Raw genomic sequence first — 22,391 nt, 5'->3', positions numbered from 1 at the left:
CTAAACAGGATTAAATAGCATCGTTTGATACTGCTATTTTGACGATTCCTCGACCTCTGGTAATGTTACATTAAGTTCCAGTACAGTGATGTCATCATTTTTTTGCTCAAACTGTACAGAAAGCATGTCTGGATCGATTTGTATATACTTACAAATTACAGCCAGAATATCCCGTTTCATATCGGGCAAATAGGCTGGCTCAGAGTCACCACGGCGTCGCTCTGCCACGATGATTTGTAGCCGTTCCTTGGCGATATTGGCTGTCGGTTTTTTTCTCGACAGGAAGAAATCTAACAAAGCCATGCGTTACCCCCCAAACAGGCGTTTTAAAAAGCCCTTTTTTTCTTCTTCGATGAAACGGAAAGGCCGTTCTTCACCGAGTAAACGTAAGACAGTATCTTCGTATGCTTTACCCGCGTCAGAATCTTTGTCTAAAATGACGGGTTCCCCTTGGTTGGATGAACGGAGAACAGACTGATCTTCTGGGATGACACCGAGTAAAGGAATGCATAGAATTTCCAGTACATCTTCCATACTCAGCATATCGCCGCGGTTTACACGCCCTGGATTATAGCGCGTTAGCAGAAGGTGCTCTTTAATGGGTTCGTCACCTTTTTCCGCACGGCGTGATTTGGATGCCAAAATACCTAAAATACGATCAGAGTCACGGACAGAAGAAACTTCCGGGTTTGTTGTAATAATTGCTTCATCAGCAAAGTAGAGCGCCATCAATGCGCCGCTTTCAATGCCAGCAGGTGAATCACAGACAATAAACTCAAATCCTTGTTGATCCAATTCATTCAGGATTTTCTCAACGCCATCTCTGGTGAGTGCTTCCTTATCACGGGTTTGGGAAGCAGGCAGAATATAGAGATTTTCTGTGCGCTTATCTTTGATAAGTGCCTGATTCACGCTGGCGTCACCTTGGATGACATTCACGAAGTCAAAAACCACACGGCGCTCACAGCCCATAATTAGGTCGAGGTTCCGTAAACCGATATCAAAATCGATAACGACGGTTTTTTTTCCTCTTTGAGCGAGACCGGTAGCAATGGCCGCGCTTGAAGTGGTTTTGCCAACGCCACCTTTACCAGATGTAACAACAATAATGCGTGCCATGAAGCGATTCCTTGTTATAAGGGCTAGACTAAAGTTTCAATAGTTAATTCATTGTTCACCAGACGTAATTTTGCTGCTTTGCCAACAAAATTTTCTGGAATTTTTTCGCTGAGCCAATATTGACCTGCAATAGAGGTGAGCTCAGCGTTTAAATGGGTACAGAAAATCTGGCTTTCTTGATCACCAGATGCACCTGCCAATACGCGTCCACGCAGCACACCATATATATGAATATTTCCATCAGCGATTAATTCTGCACCAGCGCTCACATTATTTGTCACAATGAGATCACTGTTTGGTGCATAAATTCTTTGTCCTGAACGAACAGGTGTATTAATTATACGAGTTTTTTTGAAAATAGGTTCAGCCGGTTTATTTTCTTGAGTAAGAACTTTCTGACTTTTACCTTCTTTCAATAAAGGAAGTTCAGATTTTAGAACAACTTCTCGTTGCTCTTCGTTTTGACAACCGCTGATGCCAACAATGCGCAATCCAACTGATTCAACGGCTTGGTGGAGTGCGAGGAGATCTGCATCAACAGGGAGAGCAGATATATTGATAACAACGGGCGCATTTTTCAGGAATTCGGGCGCTTGCTCCATTTTTTCCTGCATAGCTTTATGAATAACTTCCGGCTGGTCATCATATAAATGAACGACCGAAAGCGTAAAATTACTGCCTTTTAGCTCAATTGGCGACTGTGACATCGATATTCTGACTCAGTAAGGTTAAGTTTCCCAAGGTAGTTTAACAAACATTTTTCCTAAAATAGCCTCTGGGAGACGATATTCTTAAATATAATAAGCATGTTATAGTTAGTGAATTATTCAAGCAAGTCACAGCGTTAATTTAAAAGAGTTTATAACAATGATTTGTGTAATCTACAGAAGCCCAAAACGTGACCAAACATATTTGTATATTGAAAAAAGAGGGGATTTTTCGCGCGTTCCTGAAGATTTGTTAAGAACATTTGGTGAACCTCAATATTCGATGATGATTTCATTATCTGGGAGAAAAAAACTGGCTAATGCTGATATTGAAAAAGTAAAAACCGCGTTGAATGAGCAAGGTTTTTACCTGCAAATACCACCGCCAGTAGAAAGTTTGCTCAATGAGCATCTGGTATCAAATAAGCCACTTAAGCAATAAAAATTGCTGGCAACTGCCTGATTTTGAATTGAGGAGGAGCCAATTTATGAAATTAATCACTGGGCTAACTTTATTGACAGCAACGCTGCTGACAGGGTGCAGTACATCAAGTGGAAAACAGTTGTACAATCCATCGATGCTGACTTCAGGCTCTCGAGCTGAGGCCAAGGCATTGGAGCTAGATTTTCCATTGAGTTCCCGTGAACCATCACAGTTTCCCGCCTATGTGGCTTTGCTGAAACAGCAAGCGAGAGAGCAAGGGATCAGTGAAAAAACATTGGATCGGGCATTTGCCAATATCCATTTTATTCCGCGCGTCATTAAAGCCGATCGTAACCAGCCAGAAAAAAAAGTGACTCTGGATGATTACCTGAACCGCGTCTTGCCTGCCTGGAAAATTGAACAGGGTGTTAAGGTATATGAAGATAATCATTCCCAGTTAGAAAGGATCAGCCGCAAATGTGGTATACCCGAAGCCTATATTGTTGCTTTATGGGGCTTAGAAAGCGGTTTTGGCAAATTTCAGGGAAAAGAAGATGTCATTTCGGCGTTATCCACGCTGGCCTTTGAGGGGCGTCGAGAAGTATTTTTTATCAAACAGTTACTGGCAGCGTTAGAAATAATTGAAAATCAATATATTGATGAAAAGCAGACGTTAAAAGGCTCCTGGGCGGGGGCAATGGGGCAAAATCAATTTATGCCAACCTCTTACTTAACGTATGGTGCTGATGGCGATGGTGATGGCCAAATTGATATTTGGCACAATAAAGCAGATATCTTTGCCTCTACTGCCAATTACTTACATAAGGAAGGATGGAGGCAAGGCTTACCGTGGGGATATACCATTTCGTTACCTACAGGCTTTGATATCGCCTTAGAGGGTATTAAACCCGAACAGGGAAAAACCATTGCCCAATGGCAGGCATTGGGAATTTCATCTCCACATTTTGCTAAGTTGCCTGCAAATACCAAAGGTTGGATAGTTATCCCTGATGATCCGGCACGACGGGCATTTTGGGTGACACAAAATTTTCGCACCATCATGCACTGGAATCGTTCTTACTATTTTGCTCTCAGTGTTGGTATGATGGCAGACGGCATTATGCAACGTACTCATTTTCTCACTCGCTGAAAATCAGAGCCTGAAAACAAGATAAAGGAACAATGTTATGTACCAACATCGGGATTGGCAGGGGGTATTGTTGGATTTTCCTGCTAATAAGGTTGTTTGTGTCGGCAGTAATTACGACAAACATATGAAAGAGATGGGCTCCCAATCCACAGAAGAGCCGGTGATATTCATCAAACCTGAAACAGCGTTGTGTGATCTACGTCAGCCTGTTTTTATCCCACGGGAATTAGGAGCCGTGCACCATGAAATAGAATTGGCGGTTTTGATTGGTTCGACACTCAAAAATGCCAATGAAGAGCGAGTCAGTCAGGCGATTGCAGGCTTTGCAGTTGCGCTGGATTTGACATTACGTGATTTACAGCGTGAATTTAAACAATCGGGGCAACCGTGGGAAAAAAGTAAGGCATTTGATAAGTCATGTCCGATCTCGGGTTTTATTCCTGTCAATGCTTTTGGTGATCCACAAAATGCCCAACTTTCTTTGACCGTAAATGGCGAATTGCGTCAAAACGGCAACACGAGTGACATGCGAACGCCTATCATTTCGTTAATTAGTTACATGTCGCGTTTTTTTACCTTGCGTCCAGGCGATATTATCTTGACGGGAACGCCTGAAGGCGTAGGGTCATTGCAATCTGATGATGTGTTAGGCGTTTCTCTCAATGAGCACGTTTTGACAACCAGAGTGATTTAACTACGAGGAATGACAGAAATTATGTCTCAACCTTTCTGGCGGGTGAAAACCTTAGAACAAATGACAGATCAAGAGTGGGAAGCACTATGTGATGGTTGCGGTCAGTGCTGCCTGCATAAGTTGATGGATGAGGATACGGATGAAATTTATTTTACCAATGTTGCTTGCAATCAACTGAATATTAAAACCTGCCAGTGCAAGAATTATGAAGATCGTTTCAGATACGAGCCTGACTGTATCAAATTGACTCGTGAGAATATGAACACCTTTGAATGGCTGCCAAAGACATGTGCTTATCGTCTGATTGGCGAGGGGCAAAGACTCCTTCCTTGGCATCCCTTGGTCAGTGGTTCAAAATCGGCCATGCATGCGGAGCGTATTTCTGTCAGGCATATTGCTGTGCGTGAAGTGGATGTGGTGGATTGGGAAGAGCATATCCTTAATAAACCCATGTAATTATCTTTTGTTTGATATAAAAGGGATTTTATATCATGCATTAGATGCTTGGGGTATGGCATATGTGGGAAAACCTTATTAAATGCAATATGTTATGATATCAAGAGAAATTGTGAAATTTTGTGAAGTTGAGCACACTTATTAAAGTTACTTTTATTATAATTACAAATGTTAATTATTTATTTTTCTAGTAAGCATTTTGGGTCAGAAAACTTTTATTAACATGAACAATTACTATATAACGATTATTGTCCGAGGAAGAGATGAACCAGGTTAAGAATGAACAGGAGTAGATAAGCTATTTAATACTAACTATCATCTTGCCCTTAAGGATAGCGAAACTTTCTCGATAATAGGGAAATAGCATTGCCTGATGAGTGGAACTTAGATTCTTTGATTAAAAGGGATCTCAGTATTATTTTTTGGGGGAGGTAAGTATGAGATATTCGTTATTAAGCAATACTAACAACTGGATGAGTTGCATTGATGATGGTAAAAGTTTAGCGTGCATATCTATTCCGGGAACTCACGTCAGTTGTGCCAGAAAAGGAGCATCGGGGCAACCGGATTTTATTGATAGAGGTGTTGCTACACAAAATCCGGATTGCACAATAACAAAACAACTGGCAGATGGTATCCGTTATCTGGATATTAGATGTCGTGGAATTAATTATGTATTCACCATCCATTTTGGTGATTTTTATCTCAATATAAACTTTGGTGATGTTTTAAATGAATGCATTTCCTTTTTGGAAAATAATAGTTCTGAAACCATTGTTATGAGAATAAAAAAAGAAGAATCACCTATTCCTATTGATGATGTTGAGTTTGTGAAAATATTTAATACATATTATTCAAGCTATCATAACAGCATGTATCTGGAGTCTGCTATTCCAACACTTGGTCAAGTAAGGGGAAAAATTGTTATTCTTTCAAATGTACGTACATTGCCAGGAATTCCCTATGATTCTATAAACGTTCAGGATAATGCTGTTATTACCGATGAGGAAAAAAAACATTTGTAGTTAACTTTGTAAATGAGGCAACGAAATCAAATCGAAATAATGATACATCTGAAATATATTTAAATCACTGTAGTCCAGCAGGGGGCCCAAGCATTTTTAACGTACGAGAGGAATTTTCCACAGTATTTCTACCCATAATAACTAGTGAATTTAAAGAGGGACTGGGTTGTGATTTGGTAGATAATTCAAAAAATGAGGCACCGCACATTGGGATCATTGTAATGGACTTTTATACTAATGCCCTGGTTGCCGAGATAATAAAGAGGAATGAAAATAGAGACCTATATAATTTGCCGATATATTCTATTTTTAACGAATATTATGGGAGGCATTATTTCTATGCTTCTTTATATATGGACTCAAAAGGGGACAGGAGACAGGTTTTTGGCTGGGCTCCGGGAAATAAGGTAATTAACGGTTTTTGGATGTTAATTCCTTACGATGAAAACAATAATCAGTATTATATATTCAACACTTATCATAAAGAGTTTTTGTATGCCAGTGTTTTTATTGAAGATAACAGAAGAACTGTGTTTACTTGGGTTAATGGTGTGCCAACGAGAGAAAGCGTCTGGACTATAAAAGATGGTAACATTTATAATGAATATTATAAATGTTACCTCTATGAAAGCAGTCTTTCATATGCAGAGAACAGAAAACTTGTCCCGTGTTGGGCTCCGGGTAATCAAGTGGCACAAGATGAGTGGCAAATGACTTTTGAAAATAAAGCAGGCAATTAATTTTATCATAAAAGACTCACGAACAGGATACCTTGTGTTTTCTGTTCGTGAGATTTGTAGCATTGTATTTTGGTTAAAAGGATTACCCAGTTAATATTGAGTAATCATAACCGTAGAAGCGGTTGTGAGTGATTATTGAAAATTATTCAACAAGATTTGGACAAACCTTTCCAGCAACTAATTGCTGAATATTTTGCAAAGTTGTTTCACTGATACTGGTTAAGGCTTCTTCGGTCAAGAATGCCTGATGGCCGGTGAACAGTACATTATGGCAAGAAGATAAGCGGCGGAAGATATCGTCTTGAATAACGTCATTTGATTTATCTTCGAAGAATAAATCTCTTTCATTTTCATAAACATCCATGCCAAGCGCGCCAATTTTTTGTTGTTTCAGAGCATTAATAGCAGCCACAGAATCAATTAAGGCGCCTCGGCTGGTATTAACAATCATCACGCCATCTTTCATTTTGTTGAACGCTGTTTCATCCAATAAATGGTGGTTTTCTGGTGTCATGGGGCAATGCAGGGAGATTACATCCGATTCCGCATATAACGTATCCAAATCTACATATTCCACACCCATATTCAAGGCCTCAGAATTGGGGTAGGGGTCATGTGCCAGTAAACGCATCCCAAAGCCTTTCAAGATCCGCAAAGTAGCAATACCGATTTTTCCTGTTCCGATAATGCCCGCAGTACGTTTATACATATTAAAACCCGTTAATCCTTCAAGAGAAAAATTGGCATCGCGGGTACGTTGGTAGGCGCGGTGGATACGTCGATTAAGACATAACATCAATCCAACCGTATGTTCGGCAACGGATTCAGGAGAATAAGCCGGTACTCTAACAACCTGGATACCTAATTCCTTCGCAGCATCCAGATCGACATTGTTGAATCCGGCGCAGCGTAGTGCCAGGATTTTGATGTTCATCTCTGCCAGTTCTTGCAGCACTTCCCGTCCACCATCATCATTGACGAAAATACATATGGCATCTGCATCAACGGCATTTTTGGCCGTTTGTGGACTCAAAGGAAAATCAAAAAACTCGATATGATAATCAAAGCCAAGTTTTTGGTTGAGCATTTCAAAATGCTTACGGTCATACTGCTTTGTACTGTAAACAACCAGTTTCATAACAACATCTCCACTATACAGTAACTATAGAATCATTCGAGCCTGCAAAAACTGCCTGCAATAATGATGTCTCCTGAAGGTTCTAAACGTTATCTTTCGCTATACTCGAATAAATCGCCGGATAAGCTATTCATAGAGATAGCTTGTATAATAAATCGGCTTAGAGCCTGATATGAGATTATCATAACAGGAAGTTGTTCTCAGGGTGACAAGAAGAGATAAGGGTTTAATGGCAAAAATACTCAAAGTATTTGCAGTAATGGTGGTTCTGTTGGTGTTATTGGCGTCGGTGGGATGGTATACACTTCCACGTTGGTTACCATTGATTGCCAGTTATTGGTTGCCACAGGGTGTCACTTTTTCTTTGAGCCAACCGCGGTGGAAAAACAGTACATTGTGGTTAGACGAACTGTCATTAAAGGCGAAAGCGTGTGAATGGGTCAAAATCTCTGGGCTATCTGTGGAATATTTATCCGTGGAAAATAGTGAAAATCGCCGCTGGAATATTCATGCCGCCAATATTGACAGCCAGAGCCAATGTCTGGCGAAATTACCTGTAGCAAAAGAGCGATCAGCCCCACTCTCTGTGCAAGAAATATTATCCGTAATACCTGCGGTTAATCTTACCGTTGATCATCTGGCTCTTATGCCTTGGCAGGAGTTTGCTGGCAAACTGCAATTTAGTTCATCAGCTCAGGGGAAAATATTCTCTTATCAAGGTGAAAAATTAAAACTCAATGCACATATTACCGATAAGCAGAAGCTCATTGTTCAGCGCTTTTTTGTGAAATTGCCTGAACAGGTAATTTCCCTGAATGGAAATATCACATTACCCTTGAATACTGCAACGCTACCAGAACAAGGCCAAATTGTAGCGCACTTATCCCTGAGTCAATATCCCGACCCGTTGCAACTGGCATTGAATTGGCAGGAACAGAGCGGATTGCTTACCGTTATTGAAGAGAAAAACCGGCAAACATTAGCAGAATTACCTTGGTCATTCGACGAATCGCAGTTCCAGATTGCTAATGGTAAATGGCAATGGTTGGAGAGTAATCAAACGTTGTCTGGAAGGGTGAATATTACGCTTGAACAATGGAAAAAAGGTTTGTCAGGCATGTTTGTCAGTGGGCGGATAAATCTGGTTACTCAAAATGAGCAGGGTAAAGGCAATGTTGTTCTTTCCGTGAAACCAACGCCAATCAATATAACCAATGTTCATATTCCGTTTCAGTTAACTGGGCAAATGAATAGCGGCCAGATGGTCATGACGATGTCATTGCCTGCCGTTATTACAGGGCCATTGGTTGATCCTAAAATAACTTTTCATCCAGGTGCTTTGTTTCGGGCATGGGGAAAGGTCAGTGAAACATTTACTGTCAAAGAAGCCCGATTGCCTTTGGCGGGCACTTATTTAACTCGCAATGGTTTTACTGGCCGTCTTCAAGCCATTGTGACGGCACAAGACCGTTATTGGGGGAAATTTAAACTACATCTGGCGGGTTTCGCAAAGGATTTTATACCCGATCAGGGAAATTGGAATTGGCGTTATTGGGGAAATGGACATTTACCACCATTAAAAGCTAAATGGGATATCGCAGGCAGGGGAAGCTGGAATCAATCGAAGATAACGGTAGATGCATTAAATACAGGCTTTGATTTTATCCAATATGGTTTTGTGAAAATGCAAGCACCGCGCTTAAGACTGACTAATTCGTTAATTTGGGAGCGGGCGGCAGATCGCCTTAATTTAACGGGAGATTTGCAGTTATCTGTCCAAAAAACAGAATTTCGCTCTGGTGGTTTTTTGCCGGCTTTTGAGTTTAAAGCTACGCTTGCAGGAAAATCCCCTGATGATTTTATGTTAAATGGCAAACTGTACTCCAAGGGTATTGGCCCAATTCCCTTTTATAGTCGTTGGGATGGAGAAAGATTGAGAGGAGAAGCGCGCTGGCCAAAGCAATCTTTATTAGCCTTTCAATCTTTAATTCCGTCAGATTTGGGGATTACCGTGCTTGGTGGAACGGTTTATGCTCAGGCTGCTTTTTCCGCAGCAAAGGGGCAAGGATTGCTTGCAGGCGGTCATTGGGTGGTTAAAAATGCAGGCATGTGGCTGAAAAATGGGGAAATTAATGGTCTGGATTTTGTTTTGCCGTGGCGTTTACAGGAGCACTCGTGGCAGTTAGGGCTGGGATCTCCCGTCCAGTTGCGGATCAAGGCAATTAAGGGTCTGTTTGATATGCAAAATGTAACAGCCGATCTGCTGGGTTACTATCCAGCCACGGACGAACAGCCATTGACGTTGACCAATGTGAACGTAGATATACTGGATGGTAAATTGACAATGGAACAATTACAGATCCCACAAAAAGAAGCTGCGGTATTACGGTTTAACAAACTGAATTTAAGTAAATTGTTTGGCGTATTGAAAGTCAAACAAATGGCGATGTCAGGAAAAATTAGCGGTGAATTGCCTGTATTATTAAATGATAAACGTTGGATTATTCAACGGGGCTGGGTATCCAATGAAGATTATCTGACATTAAGGTTGGATAAGGATACAGTTGATTCTATAGGGAAAAATGACTTATCGGCAGGTATGGCAATGGATTGGCTGCGTTATTTAGAAATCGATCGTTCAAAAGCATATGTTACGCTCGATAATTTGGGGATATTGACATTGCATTCAGAGATTAGTGGGATAAATCCTGTAGTGGATAGAAAACGCGAAGTCAGGCTTAACTATCATCACGAAGAGAATATTTTTCAATTATGGCGTAGCCTGCGTTTTGGCAGTAACTTGGAAGAATGGTTACAGAAAAATATATCTGTAATGAGTGGGAGTGATAAATGAGAACGAACATTAGATTCAGGTTGCCAACGGTAAAAGTGGGTGTGATGTTGGTCAGCGTAGCCTTATTCAGTATGGCATTAGTGGGTTGTCTCAGATTGGAAGTGGCGACACCGGATAAGCCTATCAACATCAACATGAATGTCAAAATTGAGCACGAAATTCATATTAAGGTTGACAGACAAATTGAAGATATGCTCAAAGATAACTCTAACTTATTCTAAGGGCTAACACATGAAAAAAATAGGAATAATATTTCTGTTAAGCCTGCTATTCAGTTCCTTTGCTATGGGCATGACGTTGAATGAAGCAAAACAGCAAGGGCTGGTGGGAGAGACATTTAGTGGCTATCTGGCACAGGTAAAGAATACCCAGGATGCTCAATCAGTGGTTAAAAGAGTTAACGATGAGCGGCAAAAGAAATACGCTGAGATAGCGGCTCAAAACAACATGACGACTGCGCAAGTTGCCAGGATGGCAGGAGAAAAGTTGGTAAACCGTGCCGCTTCTGGAGAATATGTGCTCGGTATTAATGGCAATTGGGTGCAAAAATAAGCGCGCCGAATGGTGCGCTATCTTTATAATTCTGCGGAACAATATTAAGCAACGATTTTTTCAGATTGCTTCTGTCCCATTCTCGCTATGATATTATCTATCTCTTCACGGGCATCTTGGTGTGTCTGGTTAGCGGATTCTGCACCCATAGCTAAGCCTTCAGCAAATACAAATTCTACATCAGTGATACCGATAAATCCGAGGAAGGTACGTAAATAGGGTGTCACCAAATCAGTTGAGTTGTTTTTATGAATACCACCACGACTGGTCAAAATAACCGCGCGCTTGCCTTCCAGTAACCCTTTTGGGTCTTTTTCAGTGTACTGGAAAGTCACGCCGGCACGGGCAATCAGATCAAAATAGGCTTTTAATTGAGTAGGGATAGCGAAGTTATACATTGGCGCAGTGATGACAATAACATCGTGTGTTGTTAACTCTGTAATCAATTCATCTGACAGGGCCAATACTGTTTTTTGACGTTCTGTCAGTTCTGCACTACTTGGACGCAAGGCATTGACCAACTCTCCATCTAGTACTGGAACTGGATTTTCGGCCAGATCACGTGTGGTAATGTTGCTTTCTGCATGGTCAGTCAACCACTTTTCAACAAAGTAGTCGGCCAGTTTATTGCTTTGGGAATATTGCGCCAGGATGCTGGATTTTAGAACCAGTACTTTATTCATTATTTCCTTCCTCAGTTCTTTCAGATACTAATAACTTCATTGATAATATTGTTTGTGCGGCATATTTTATATAGTGAATGGTTCAATCAATAGCTTAATATTTTGAGATATTCATTCAAATTCATTGAATCAATACAGATAATAATCATCATAGGTAAGTAGCAGTTGCCAAGAAGGGGATATATATGGAGTACATAGGCTTGCACAAGATATGTTACACTTCTAATATCGTTATGTCATAAAAAATAATCCTCTGAGCCTGCAAAGACAGCGCTACTCAGTTAAAAAACGTCACAAGGATTTATCACGTGGAATCACCTTTGACAGTATCATTTTCTGAATTATTCTCTGAACTTGATCACACACCGTTGCGCGATCAGTTCCGTTTAAAAAAACGTCTGTATGGAGCAGCAAAAATAAAGAATCAAGCCTCCTTGCAGGCTGTAGTGCAATCCATCGCTGCGGATATAGCGATTGCAAAACAGAAAGTCATGAATCGCCAGTCTGCATGTCCTTCGATTCAATATCCTGAAAACCTGCCGGTTAGCCAGAAGAAAGATGATATCTATAAAGCTATTCGGGATAATCAGGTTGTTATCATTGCCGGGGAAACCGGTTCAGGTAAAACAACTCAGATCCCTAAAATCTGCCTTGAATTGGGAAGGGGTGTCAAAGGGTTAATCGGTCATACCCAACCTCGTCGTTTGGCAGCGCGTTCGGTTGCTAACCGCATTGCCGATGAACTGGAAACGCCGCTTGGTTCGACGGTTGGTTATAAAGTTCGTTTTAATGATCAGGTCAGTGAAAATACGCTGGTCAAATTGATGACTGACGGTATTCTCTTGGCAGAATTGCAGCAAGATCGTTTGTTATTGCAATATGATACGTTAATTATCGATGAAGCCCATGAACGCAGCTTGAATATCGATTTTATCCTCGGTTATCTGCGTCAATTACTGGCAAAACGTCCAGATCTGAAAGTTATCATTACCTCTGCAACCATCGATCCTGAACGTTTTTCCCGCCATTTTAACAATGCACCAATTATTGAAGTATCTGGACGTACTTATCCGGTAGAAGTGCGTTATCGTCCCGTGGCGGGTGGTGATAATGACAGTGATCGAGACCAGCTTGAAGCCATTATTGACGCAGTGGATGAATTAGGGCGTGAAAGCTCAGGTGACATACTGGTATTCATGAGCGGTGAACGAGAAATTCGTGATACGGCGGATGCTCTCAATAAGCAAAATTTCCCACATACTGAAATTTTGCCACTTTTTGCACGGTTGTCTAACAGCGAGCAGAACAGAATCTTTCAACCCCATGTTGGTCGCCGCATTATTTTGGCAACCAACGTGGCAGAAACGTCACTGACAGTACCAGGCATCAAATACGTGATCGATACCGGTTTTGCACGTATTAGCCGATACAGCTATCGCACCAAAGTGCAGCGCCTGCCGATAGAACCGGTATCGCAGGCATCGGCTAATCAGCGAAAAGGGCGTTGTGGCCGTGTTTCGGACGGGATTTGTATTCGTCTTTATGCGGAAGAGGATTTTTTGTCACGTCCACAATTCACTGATCCTGAAATTTTGCGCACTAATCTGGCTTCCGTTATTCTGCAAATGACTGCTATTGGTTTGGGCGATGTCAGCGCGTTCCCATTTGTTGAAGCGCCGGATAAACGTAATATCCAGGATGGGGTTCGCCTGTTGGAAGAGCTAGGCGCTATCGATCCGGAGTCATTGTCAGAGGGAGCTTATCGGTTAACCCCAATAGGAAGGCAATTGGCTCAGTTGCCTATTGATCCCCGTTTGGCGCGTATGGTGCTGGAAGCTAAAGCACATGGTTGCGTGCGTGAAGTGATGGTCATTGCATCCGCTTTGTCGATTCAAGATCCACGGGAAAGGCCGTTGGAAAAGCAGCAGGCTTCTGATGAAAAACATCGTCGTTTTGCGGATAAAGATTCAGATTTTATCGCCTTCCTGAAGCTATGGGATTTTCTGGTGGAACAGCAGAAAGCGCTTTCCAGTTCCCAATTCCGCAAACTTTGTCGGCAAGATTATCTGAATTATCTTCGTGTTAGGGAATGGCAGGATATTTATACTCAGCTACGGCAAGTTGTGAAAGAAATTGGCCTGCCGATTAACAGTCAGGAAGCAGATTATCGCAGTATCCATATTGCCTTGCTGGTAGGGTTGTTATCCCATATTGGGCAAAAAGACACGGATAAACAGGAATATACCGGTGCACGCAATGCCCGTTTTTCTGTTTTTCCTGGCTCAGGGCTATTTAAAAAACCACCAAAATGGGCGATGGTGGCTGAATTGGTGGAAACCAGCCGTTTGTGGGGACGTATTGCCGCGCGCATCGAACCAGAATGGGTAGAGCCATTGGCTGCCCATTTAATCAAAAAGCACTATAGTGAACCGCACTGGCAGAAGTCTCAAGGAGCGGTAATGGCTATGGAAAAAGTCACCTTGTATGGTTTGCCGGTTGTGACAGGTCGTCTGGTAAATTACAGCCGAATCGATCCCATGTTGTGCCGCGAATTATTCATCCGCCATGCATTGGTAGAAGGTGATTGGCAAACCCGTCATTCATTTTTCCGCGCTAATTTGAAATTGCGTGAAGAAGTTGAAGAACTGGAACATAAGTCTCGCCGACGGGATATTCTGGTGGATGATGAAACCTTGTTTAGTTTCTACGATCAGCGTATTGGCAAGGACGTTATTTCTTCGCGCCATTTTGATCGCTGGTGGAAAGTCGCCAGTAAAGATCAGCCCGAATTGCTCAACTTTGAAAAGAGCATGCTAATCAAAGGGGATGCAAATAAAGTCAGTGCGTTGGATTATCCAAATTACTGGTATCAAGGTAACTTGCAATTCCGTTTGAGTTATCAATTTGAACCAGGAACCGATGCCGATGGCGTAACAGTGCATATTCCTTTACCGGTGTTGAATCAAGTCAAAGATGAAGGATTTGATTGGCAAATTCCAGGAATTCGTCATGAATTGGTTATTGCATTGATTAAATCATTGCCAAAACCCATCCGCCGTAATTTTGTTCCGGCACCTAACTATGCACAGGCATTTCTGGAGCGTGTGACCCAACCTCAGGCTCCTTTATTGGATAGCCTTGAGAAAGAATTACGTCGTATGACAGGGGTGACAGTGTCACGCGATGACTGGCAGTTAGAACAAGTGCCTGATCATTTAAAGATTACATTCCGCATTATTGGAGAGAATAAAACGGGTGAAAAAAATAAACCGTTAGCGGAAAGCAAAGATCTGTCAGCACTAAAACTGAAATTGAAAGAAAAAGTTCAGGAAACGCTTTCGGCGGTTGCAGATGATGGCATAGAACAAAATGGATTGCATATCTGGAGCTTTGGTACATTGCCTGAATGTTATGAACAGAAACGCGGAGGCTATTCTGTTAAGGCATTTCCGGCATTGGTGGATGAAAAGGACAGTATCGGCATCAAATTGTTCGAAACCGAATCAGAACAGCAAAATGCAATGTGGGAAGGAACACGTCGTTTGTTATTGTTGAATATTCCATCGCCGATTAAATACTTACATGAAAAATTACCGAACAAATCTAAACTGGGGTTGTATTTCAATCCCTATGGAAAAGTATTGGATTTGATTGATGATTGTATTTCCTGTGGTGTTGATAAATTGATCGCAGAAAATGGCGGGCCAGTCTGGAATGAACAGGCATTTTCTAGTTTGCATGATAAAGTTCGTGCTGATTTGAATGACGCAGTGGTGGATATTGCCAAGCAAGTGGAGCAGATCCTGACAGCAGTCTTTAATATCAACAAGCGCCTGAAAGGGCGGGTGGATATCTCTCTCGCACTGGCGCTATCCGATATCAAAGAACAAATTTCTGGTCTGGTCTTTAATGGCTTTGTGACTTCCCACGGTTGGAAACGTCTGGCTGATGTTTTGCGTTATTTGAATGGCATAGAACGTCGATTGGAAAAATTGGCGGTAGATCCTAACAAGGATAGGGCGCATATGAGCAGAGTTGAGCATATCCAACGTCAATGGCAGCAATGGTTGGCCAAACTGTCTGTTCAGCAAAAACCATTACCGGAAGTAAAAGAAGTTCGTTGGATGATAGAAGAACTTCGAATCAGCCTGTTTGCCCAACAATTGGGTACTGCGTATCCAATATCTGATAAGCGTATATTACAGGCGATGGAAAATATCGCATCGTGATATGTAGGGGCAGTTATGGTTTATGCTGCCCCGTAATTTCGTTACTTTACGCCTAAAAATTCCATAAGCTTTTTATAGTTACAACATACTTCAAAATTTAAACAACTAAACCCCCACTTAACAACAACCTCACTAAATGCCAAGCAGGGAAATAATCTTTATTTATTGATATACAAAAGTAATTGTTACTGTGGCATCTGCTTTGCCCGGTTTAACTTCTGCTTCTGTCTGGATATAACGGGCATACAATGGAATAGTTATATTTCCACCTGACTGAGTGGAGCCAGATACAACTGGAGTACGCATCGTTACGGGGCGGTTTTGATATAGTATCTGTAAACCAATCCCCTTTGCCGTGACGTTGTCACTATAATCCAATGCCCAGATATCTTGGGTATTCCAGCTTGCAGACCTTCCATCCAACGTCAGTCCGACATTCACATTCGCATCACAATTTATATCGATATCAAAATGTTGCATTCCCGCGGTACTGTTAATACCTCGAAAATCACTTTTTTTAACCTCTCCCATATTGACTGAAATCATCTTTCGATTGAGAGAACAGCCTTTGGTCATGATATAAGTATTCGACAAATAGAAAGTATGAATAGGGGTATTGTAACCTAATATAGCACGAGTCAGTTTCGCCGAATTGACAGCTCCCGAACCGGTTGTTGGTGCAATTTTTATCAACTGCACTGTTAAATACCCCCATGATCCTCCGCAATATTGTGTTTTCCATTGAAAGTACAGCGGTGAAGGGCAAGTGGGTGGATTGGTTGCTGTTCTGGGTAGCCAATCAATACCATAACCTGCTCCCCACGTGTTAATGCGGATACCAACTCCCGGAACGCCGGATTCATAAATGGCGTCAAAGTTGTAGTTCGCAGGGTTAAGATCAGGTTGTTCCCATCTTGTAGACAGGTTGGTATCGCAGAGGGCGATATTACCTTTCTCATCCACCTGATCCAGACGTATTTCTTTGATAGTTGTCCCGATAGGATGATTTCTGGGAACCGTAATCGTACCAAAAGAAACCGGAGTCATCATATCAGGCACAAAACCCGCAGAATATTGGCAATTATACGCTAAACTAGTAAAACTACTCATCGTGCCGATGAGAAATGTACTTACCAATAACAATTTTAATTTGTTGACCATAGAATAATACCTACTATTTTTTAGTTTTATATCAAATAAATATGTCGAAATTGCTATTTGTAAGAGATTATTCACAAGAGGCTTCAATCATATACAAACCTGAAACGGGTTCTTCATCAGGTAGTCGATAATTGACACGACATTCTTGCATTGTTTTGTGTCCCCATTTAACCCATATCCGACCTGATTTAGGAATGCCACTGAAATAAACTTGTCCATCATTACTAACAATGACGCTGTTGGTGTCATCAATGTCATGCTGTTTTTCCAGTGTTGCAGTTGCACCAAATGGGATTTCTTTACCTTGATGGGAAAGTGTTAGCAAAACGCGATAACCAATGCGGGTCTGAAAATTGGCCAGAGTCAGTGAACCTTGGGTTGGAATAATAGTTTGCGTATTGATATCAATATCAACGTTGTTACTCATTGAGTGAGTATCCAGCGCAATACGGTTTTTTCGATAGCTACTGGCATACGGCACGATGGTATAGCCTTGCCAGTCAGTTTTGATGCCGGTGTGATTTTGCACTTTGACGTTTGAAGCACCACTGGCACGGACTAATACCGATGTATCTCCCAACGATTGGGAAAGGGTGATGCCATATGGATGGGCAACAATCCCACCATTTAAACCATAAGTGAATTGCCTGGAGTATTTATCGTAATTGTAACCCGCGCTGACCTGACCATAGGCTCCTTTATATTCTGCGTTGATATTTCCGCCAACACTTTGATTACGGCCAGTATAATTTTGCTGAATGCTATAAATCAGATTATTATCTTCAAAAGCTGTACCATTTAAACTAACTTGATGAGACGTATCACTGTTTTTGTTGCTGGTCATGTTATAGCTCACCCAGCTATTTTTCAGCCACCGATCAAAGGGAATTTGCATGCTAAATGAGACAATTTGCTCATTGCGATTTGAACCGGAGAAGTCGCTGTGAGAATAATTTAAGCTATAATTAATCGAATTGTAACTTGTGTTATAACCCGCACTGATATTCCTTTCATAGCCTTTCTGGTGCCAATAGTCTTGCTGAAAAGCAGATAAATAAATGGTTCCCCAATCACCAAGGGATTGATTAATGTGTAACTGCAATTTACTGCGTTTATTACTGCTCCTGCCATCGATTGTAGTATTCAACTCATTCGCTTCTTTAAAATCGTAAAAATTTCGTGTCGAGTAACGATAACCGGAGAAAGTGAGGTTAGTGCCTGTCTGAGATAGATCTTTGGCATATTGGAAACGGTAAGATTGACCATAATAGTTGGCTTTCGACATTAAATTGGTTTTAGCGGAAGTTACATCAAAGGAAAGAGAACCCCAATGGGAGAGACTATAGCCCGTACCCAAGGCGATGGATTGGTAATCTTTTGCAATCGTGGTTCCACCATAGGCAGTGACACGATTGGAGATACCGTAAATCACCGTACCCTGCATGAAATAGGGTTTTTTTCCACGATGAGAATTAGATTGGTATTTTCCCAAAGTCAGGGAATGTCGCAGGCTATTTTCTCGTAACATAATTGGCACAACGGAAAAAGTTTGTACAGAACGATGTTCTTTCCCATCAGCTTCTTTGACAATAATTTCTATATCTCCTGTTGATGTTGTCGGATGGAGATCATTAATGACAAAAGGCCCAGGAGAAACGTAAGATTCATAGATAATATAACCATTTTGTTTGATGGTTACTTGGGCATTGCTTTGGGCAATTCCTCTAATTATCGGTGCAAATCCTTTTAAACTATCGGGCAACATATTGTCATCGGAAGACAACTGCATGCCGCGAAACTGAAAGCTATCAAAAATAAGCGAGGGGGTATAACTGTCTCCAAATATTAATTGGCTTTTCAGTGCATGAATATCTCGCTGAAGGTATGTATTGATATTCTGCCATTTTCTATCTTGGCTACTGTAAGTGGAATAGTTGCGCAAACGCCATGCTTGCCAATTAACCCCCGTTCTGAGGTTGAGAAAATGGTTCTTTGTTGAACCTACTTGATCATCCTGCCAACTCATGGAGCCATTATAACTATAGTTGACCAACAGGGAAGTTAATCCCTGATCCCACAAATGGGGGGGGACATAATCTCTCGCCTGTCTATTCAAGGCCGCTTGGGGAATACTGATATCCAGTCGCTGATGTTTGAAATCGAAAGATGTCGATGCGGATGGAATATATTTGCCAAGATCAGTAAGTTCTGTTTCTTGTGGCAAAGTAAGCAGTGCGGGAAATGATTCAATATTTACTCCGATTTTCCTGAGTTGCTGTATCTTAATTTGGGGAGATAGCTTGTTATTGACGATAATAAAATCGACATTTCTCGTATCTACTTTTTCCCGATTAAGATAGATATCGACCCAATAACGTCCGGGAGGTTGCTGATCATCTTGAGTAAAGATAGACAGATCAATATCTTCAAAACCGGAATGGATTTCCAACGCATTGATGTTGAAATACTCTTCAGCGTGGGTTTTATTGTTATACATCAAAAGAGATGTGGTTAATAATGCACAGAGAGGCACCCTGCAATATAGACAATGCAAGCTTATCCTGATAAATAATGCCAAATTATCAGGACGATTTCGTTGAAGATAATGACGATAGTTATCCATAATAAATTTCTATTTTGATATACCCGCTATTCTCCAGGTTGTCCCTTGAAGTTTATTGGGTATATAGTTTTTTATTACAATTAGTTTTTTAATTACAACTTGCGTCTTTCTTCCGGTGTCACGCCACCAAAATCATTAATTGTTTTCCAAGTCACTTGGCTGATATTTTTTACAGGAATATTCCAAGTCCTTTGTTGAAAAGGAGGGAGCATTCCCGCAGATTTAATCTCGTAGTTTTCTACATTATTGCCAGTGGTCAACTCAGAAAAAGAGATATAGTAGGGCGTTGGATTTTCCGCAATGAGTTTGTCTCCATCGGTTTTGAACTTCAGAGACTTATAAGCAATACCGGCATTGTCAGCTAAGTTAGCAGGACGATAGAATAGCTTGAACCGAGATTTCACCGTGATTTGCAATTGATTCTGTTCTGATTTGGTTGTAGCAGGAATAGACTTGATATTGAGCCAGAACAAAGATTCTTTATCATCAGGTAATGCATTACCAATTTTAACAATCCGTAAAACATTTTCATTCTCGGCTGTTAATTTGAAAAGTGGGGGAGTGATAATAAAAGGTGCTTTCATTTCATCATCCTCACCTTGAACCCATGATTGAATAAGGTAAGAAATGTCGGTTTCTGGATTGTCTATGGAAATAGAGGCTTCTTTCTGGTCACTAATATAAACCACCCGTGTGCCGCCAATGACGACGCCAGCAAAAGAGATGTTCGTATTGAAAATACAGATAAAAATAAAAATTAAAATGCGAAAATATTTCAAAGTGGTCGCTCCAAACAATATTTAGACCAGAGTGATATTGTTTTGGCTTCCCTGCCATAATTTCCTTTAGTTATAGATAATAGTGAAATTAGCGACCGCGTCACCCGCACCTGGAGTCACAGAATCAGCTGTTGCCATGTATTTGGCAATGAATTTCAATTCTTCTGCTTTTCTCTGTGAGAAATATTGAGGACGTGAATTTTTTGCTAGATCGATTGGGGTATAGCTGTCATCTTCATAAAGTGCAATTGCAACACCTTTGGCAGGATTCTCTCCTCCATTACCGTTTAACGCTAAAAGTCCGCTGTTGGTTTTGTCCGGTTGGCCGTCAAATCTAACCTGAGCTTGTTTATAATCTTTCGGGCAGTCAGTCAATTTGATACTAAAACGGGTAGCAGCAGAAGTACTATTCAATCCATTTAATGAACTTGAACTGATAGTACCCATATTTACGGTTTGGTTAGCCGAATTTGAATCAATTTTACACGCAGTAGCAGTAATCTTGCCTGTAAATTTAATTTGCCCATCAGCAGCATGGGTAGCGGACATAAATACGGATGAAACAAATAAAGTTGAAATAATTAACTTGGTTTTCATTTCTTAATGCATCCTACTTCTGACGAACTTATTCGACAGAGAAACAGATTATTGGGTTAATGTTAATGCCGTACATAAATACGGCAACGAGTTGATTAGGTTTACTTCTGATAAACAACGAAACAACTTTTCATATTTCCTCATCAATAGATAAGGTGAAAAATATAGTAGCGATTAATTAACAAAGATCAAAATAATAACTTGACTAATCTCATAATTTGAAGTTTTCAGCTATTAGAATAAAATTAATAGCATTGTTATGCATAACATAGATTTTTTTCTGAACTTCAATGAGCTTTTATTCTGTTTTATAAGATTAATTATTAATTACTGACATTTTGTAAAAATAAAAATAATGCAAAACACATAATACGTTTGAATTTTTCTTCTTTGTTAAAAGTTTAACTAAAAATTATGCATTTATTATTTATTTGTAACACAAAATCTATCTTTTAATTTTTACCCCTAATTATTGTGATTATGTAAGAGGTTATCTCTCTTTTTAAGATAAATGAAAATGAATTACATTTGCTTAAAGTTAACTTTTAATTGATAAAATCTTTATGACTAATACCCTGACATAGTTCGGATTCTATATATTTGAGGAATATTTTGATACAAAAACAGAATTAATTCTTATGGATTGGCTTTAAAACGACCTGCGCCTACCTTTTTTTAGTTACAACATACTTATAAATAAAAAAATTAATCCAAAAAAACGCAATCAAAACACTAAACTAAATTCCACCAAGAGTGGATAACACGCAAAAGAGACGGTTCAAACGATGACCACATTCAAACAAAGCCCCACATAGATACAACTATGTAGGGCCTGTGAATGAATTATATGCTTTCTGGATTGATTGAAATCATATTATTAAATACATAAACCTAACAGGAAAAACGACCACCATAATTTAGCTGCACAATTTTTCATGCAATCAGTGTTACCTTCACAAGCGTAAGCGTAGATAATATTGGGATTTAAGAATCCAATGTTTGCTTCTTGTGCATTTGCAATACCTACACCGAAACTAGAAAAGATGGCTAAAGTTATTGATAAGGCTAAAATTATTCTTTTCATAATATTATCCTTCCAAAAGAATATAAATTTTCTCTCAATCTCAAATTCCCTGTTTTTATAAATCGGTAACAGGCAATAGGGAGTTGTGGCAAATATTTTAAGTTAGTGGTTTATAAAAGGATAAGAGTGGATTCTGATGCTCTGTTGGACAGTTTAGTTTGATATGTAGCTATGATTAGCAGCCTCATATTCCCACAATTAAAATGTCAGATCAATACTTTTTTAAGCCATTGTTTTTTACTGGACAAGCGATGACACGGGGGCGTACCTGTCTTCACACCAAAGGTCAACAAACAATGGAACATTAAAAAACCGGCACAAAGGCCGGATTCTTTGGAATAGTTAACTTTTTAAGAGACAGCTAATACGCTGTGTT

20 protein-coding genes are annotated in these 22,391 nt (G+C 40.4%); 10 read left to right on the top strand and 10 right to left on the bottom strand.

What is annotated here, in order from left to right; all coding sequences use genetic code 11:
- Positions 1-33: 33 nt before the first annotated feature.
- The 3 genes from minE to minC are packed head-to-tail and all read right to left on the bottom strand — an operon-like array spanning position 34 to position 1,826.
- Entirely contained in the window at positions 34-303 is a 270-nt protein-coding gene (gene minE, locus Xedl_RS12765; RefSeq protein WP_074024180.1) for a cell division topological specificity factor MinE, read from the bottom strand.
- Positions 304-306: 3 nt separating this feature from the next.
- Complete coding sequence (minD, locus tag Xedl_RS12760; RefSeq protein ID WP_074024178.1) at positions 307-1,119, bottom strand: septum site-determining protein MinD; 813 nt, start codon at positions 1,117-1,119, stop codon at positions 307-309.
- A 23-nt stretch (positions 1,120-1,142) separates the two neighbouring features.
- Positions 1,143-1,826, bottom strand: coding sequence for a septum site-determining protein MinC (minC, locus tag Xedl_RS12755; RefSeq protein WP_074024176.1), 684 nt, complete (start codon positions 1,824-1,826; stop codon positions 1,143-1,145).
- 160 nt (positions 1,827-1,986) lie between these two features.
- Here minC and Xedl_RS12750 point away from each other — a divergent pair, with 160 nt between their 5' ends.
- The 6 genes from Xedl_RS12750 (at position 1,987) to Xedl_RS12725 (ending at position 6,315) form a co-directional block, all read left to right on the top strand.
- Entirely contained in the window at positions 1,987-2,268 is a 282-nt protein-coding gene (locus Xedl_RS12750; RefSeq protein WP_074024174.1) for a YcgL domain-containing protein, read from the top strand.
- A gap of 46 nt (positions 2,269-2,314) precedes the next feature.
- Positions 2,315-3,400, top strand: coding sequence for a lytic murein transglycosylase (locus tag Xedl_RS12745; RefSeq protein WP_074024173.1), 1,086 nt, complete (start codon positions 2,315-2,317; stop codon positions 3,398-3,400).
- A gap of 37 nt (positions 3,401-3,437) precedes the next feature.
- A complete protein-coding gene (locus tag Xedl_RS12740; protein WP_074024171.1) occupies positions 3,438-4,094 on the top strand; it encodes a fumarylacetoacetate hydrolase family protein in 657 nt (218 codons plus the stop codon).
- Positions 4,095-4,112: 18 nt separating this feature from the next.
- The gene (locus tag Xedl_RS12735) at positions 4,113-4,550 is read left to right on the top strand and encodes a YcgN family cysteine cluster protein (RefSeq protein ID WP_208605055.1); all 438 of its coding nucleotides are present in this window, start codon (positions 4,113-4,115) and stop codon (positions 4,548-4,550) included.
- 437 nt (positions 4,551-4,987) lie between these two features.
- Entirely contained in the window at positions 4,988-5,575 is a 588-nt protein-coding gene (locus Xedl_RS12730) for a phosphatidylinositol-specific phospholipase C domain-containing protein (RefSeq protein WP_083600328.1), read from the top strand.
- A gap of 173 nt (positions 5,576-5,748) precedes the next feature.
- Positions 5,749-6,315: an RICIN domain-containing protein gene (locus Xedl_RS12725; RefSeq protein ID WP_143187432.1), complete on the top strand. Its 567-nt coding sequence runs from the start codon at positions 5,749-5,751 to the stop codon at positions 6,313-6,315.
- Between the two features lie 142 nt (positions 6,316-6,457).
- Here Xedl_RS12725 and Xedl_RS12720 read toward each other — a convergent pair whose 3' ends face one another.
- On the bottom strand, positions 6,458-7,453 hold the full coding sequence (locus tag Xedl_RS12720) for a 2-hydroxyacid dehydrogenase (protein WP_074024166.1): 996 nt from the start codon (positions 7,451-7,453) through the stop codon (positions 6,458-6,460).
- A gap of 229 nt (positions 7,454-7,682) precedes the next feature.
- Between Xedl_RS12720 and Xedl_RS12715 the strand changes: the two genes are divergently transcribed.
- From Xedl_RS12715 to Xedl_RS12705, 3 genes are read left to right on the top strand one after another with little or no spacing between them, the layout of a single operon-like run.
- Positions 7,683-10,307, top strand: a complete 2,625-nt coding sequence (locus Xedl_RS12715) for a YdbH family protein (RefSeq protein ID WP_074024164.1) — start codon at positions 7,683-7,685, stop codon at positions 10,305-10,307.
- A 44-nt stretch (positions 10,308-10,351) separates the two neighbouring features.
- Positions 10,352-10,528 (top strand): YnbE family lipoprotein, encoded by a 177-nt coding sequence (locus Xedl_RS12710; RefSeq protein WP_244149712.1) that lies wholly within the window; start codon positions 10,352-10,354, stop codon positions 10,526-10,528.
- 10 nt (positions 10,529-10,538) lie between these two features.
- Positions 10,539-10,859: a YdbL family probable chaperone protein gene (locus Xedl_RS12705; RefSeq protein ID WP_074024161.1), complete on the top strand. Its 321-nt coding sequence runs from the start codon at positions 10,539-10,541 to the stop codon at positions 10,857-10,859.
- 44 nt (positions 10,860-10,903) lie between these two features.
- Here Xedl_RS12705 and Xedl_RS12700 read toward each other — a convergent pair whose 3' ends face one another.
- Positions 10,904-11,542 (bottom strand): FMN-dependent NADH-azoreductase, encoded by a 639-nt coding sequence (locus Xedl_RS12700; protein WP_074024160.1) that lies wholly within the window; start codon positions 11,540-11,542, stop codon positions 10,904-10,906.
- A gap of 308 nt (positions 11,543-11,850) precedes the next feature.
- On the opposite strand from Xedl_RS12700, the gene hrpA reads away from it, so the two are divergent.
- Complete coding sequence (hrpA, locus tag Xedl_RS12695) at positions 11,851-15,771, top strand: ATP-dependent RNA helicase HrpA (protein ID WP_074024158.1); 3,921 nt, start codon at positions 11,851-11,853, stop codon at positions 15,769-15,771.
- Between the two features lie 162 nt (positions 15,772-15,933).
- On the opposite strand, the gene Xedl_RS12690 is transcribed toward hrpA, so the two are convergent.
- From Xedl_RS12690 to Xedl_RS12670, 5 genes are all read right to left on the bottom strand, one after another.
- Positions 15,934-16,932 carry a fimbrial protein gene (locus tag Xedl_RS12690; RefSeq protein WP_074024156.1) on the bottom strand — a complete coding sequence of 333 codons (999 nt, stop codon included), beginning with the start codon at positions 16,930-16,932 and terminating at the stop codon, positions 15,934-15,936.
- A gap of 67 nt (positions 16,933-16,999) precedes the next feature.
- A complete protein-coding gene (locus Xedl_RS12685; protein WP_074024155.1) occupies positions 17,000-19,555 on the bottom strand; it encodes a fimbria/pilus outer membrane usher protein in 2,556 nt (851 codons plus the stop codon).
- 92 nt (positions 19,556-19,647) lie between these two features.
- Positions 19,648-20,334 carry a fimbrial biogenesis chaperone gene (locus Xedl_RS12680; RefSeq protein WP_074024195.1) on the bottom strand — a complete coding sequence of 229 codons (687 nt, stop codon included), beginning with the start codon at positions 20,332-20,334 and terminating at the stop codon, positions 19,648-19,650.
- A 66-nt stretch (positions 20,335-20,400) separates the two neighbouring features.
- On the bottom strand, positions 20,401-20,931 hold the full coding sequence (locus Xedl_RS12675; RefSeq protein WP_074024153.1) for a fimbrial protein: 531 nt from the start codon (positions 20,929-20,931) through the stop codon (positions 20,401-20,403).
- Between the two features lie 877 nt (positions 20,932-21,808).
- Positions 21,809-22,015, bottom strand: a complete 207-nt coding sequence (locus Xedl_RS12670) for a hypothetical protein (protein ID WP_074024151.1) — start codon at positions 22,013-22,015, stop codon at positions 21,809-21,811.
- Positions 22,016-22,391 lie beyond the last annotated feature (376 nt).

The organism is Xenorhabdus eapokensis (genome assembly GCF_001908105.1).
Note: the sequence above shows the minus strand (reverse complement) of the source record. Positions and strands in the feature narration are given on the sequence as shown.

Bases quoted from the DNA above. Each gene is read 5' to 3' on its own strand.
- minE (WP_074024180.1), bottom strand. From the start codon at position 303: ATGGCTTTGTTAGATTTCTTCCTGTCGAGAAAAAAACCGACAGCCAAT.
- minD (WP_074024178.1), bottom strand. From the start codon at position 1,119: ATGGCACGCATTATTGTTGTTACATCTGGTAAAGGTGGCGTTGGCAAA.
- minC (WP_074024176.1), bottom strand. From the start codon at position 1,826: ATGTCACAGTCGCCAATTGAGCTAAAAGGCAGTAATTTTACGCTTTCG.
- Xedl_RS12750 (WP_074024174.1), top strand. From the start codon at position 1,987: ATGATTTGTGTAATCTACAGAAGCCCAAAACGTGACCAAACATATTTG.
- Xedl_RS12745 (WP_074024173.1), top strand. From the start codon at position 2,315: ATGAAATTAATCACTGGGCTAACTTTATTGACAGCAACGCTGCTGACA.
- Xedl_RS12740 (WP_074024171.1), top strand. From the start codon at position 3,438: ATGTACCAACATCGGGATTGGCAGGGGGTATTGTTGGATTTTCCTGCT.
- Xedl_RS12730 (WP_083600328.1), top strand. From the start codon at position 4,988: ATGAGATATTCGTTATTAAGCAATACTAACAACTGGATGAGTTGCATT.
- Xedl_RS12720 (WP_074024166.1), bottom strand. From the start codon at position 7,453: ATGAAACTGGTTGTTTACAGTACAAAGCAGTATGACCGTAAGCATTTT.
- Xedl_RS12715 (WP_074024164.1), top strand. From the start codon at position 7,683: ATGGCAAAAATACTCAAAGTATTTGCAGTAATGGTGGTTCTGTTGGTG.
- Xedl_RS12710 (WP_244149712.1), top strand. From the start codon at position 10,352: ATGTTGGTCAGCGTAGCCTTATTCAGTATGGCATTAGTGGGTTGTCTC.
- Xedl_RS12705 (WP_074024161.1), top strand. From the start codon at position 10,539: ATGAAAAAAATAGGAATAATATTTCTGTTAAGCCTGCTATTCAGTTCC.
- Xedl_RS12700 (WP_074024160.1), bottom strand. From the start codon at position 11,542: ATGAATAAAGTACTGGTTCTAAAATCCAGCATCCTGGCGCAATATTCC.
- Xedl_RS12690 (WP_074024156.1), bottom strand. From the start codon at position 16,932: ATGGTCAACAAATTAAAATTGTTATTGGTAAGTACATTTCTCATCGGC.
- Xedl_RS12685 (WP_074024155.1), bottom strand. From the start codon at position 19,555: ATGGATAACTATCGTCATTATCTTCAACGAAATCGTCCTGATAATTTG.
- Xedl_RS12675 (WP_074024153.1), bottom strand. From the start codon at position 20,931: ATGAAAACCAAGTTAATTATTTCAACTTTATTTGTTTCATCCGTATTT.
- Xedl_RS12670 (WP_074024151.1), bottom strand. From the start codon at position 22,015: ATGAAAAGAATAATTTTAGCCTTATCAATAACTTTAGCCATCTTTTCT.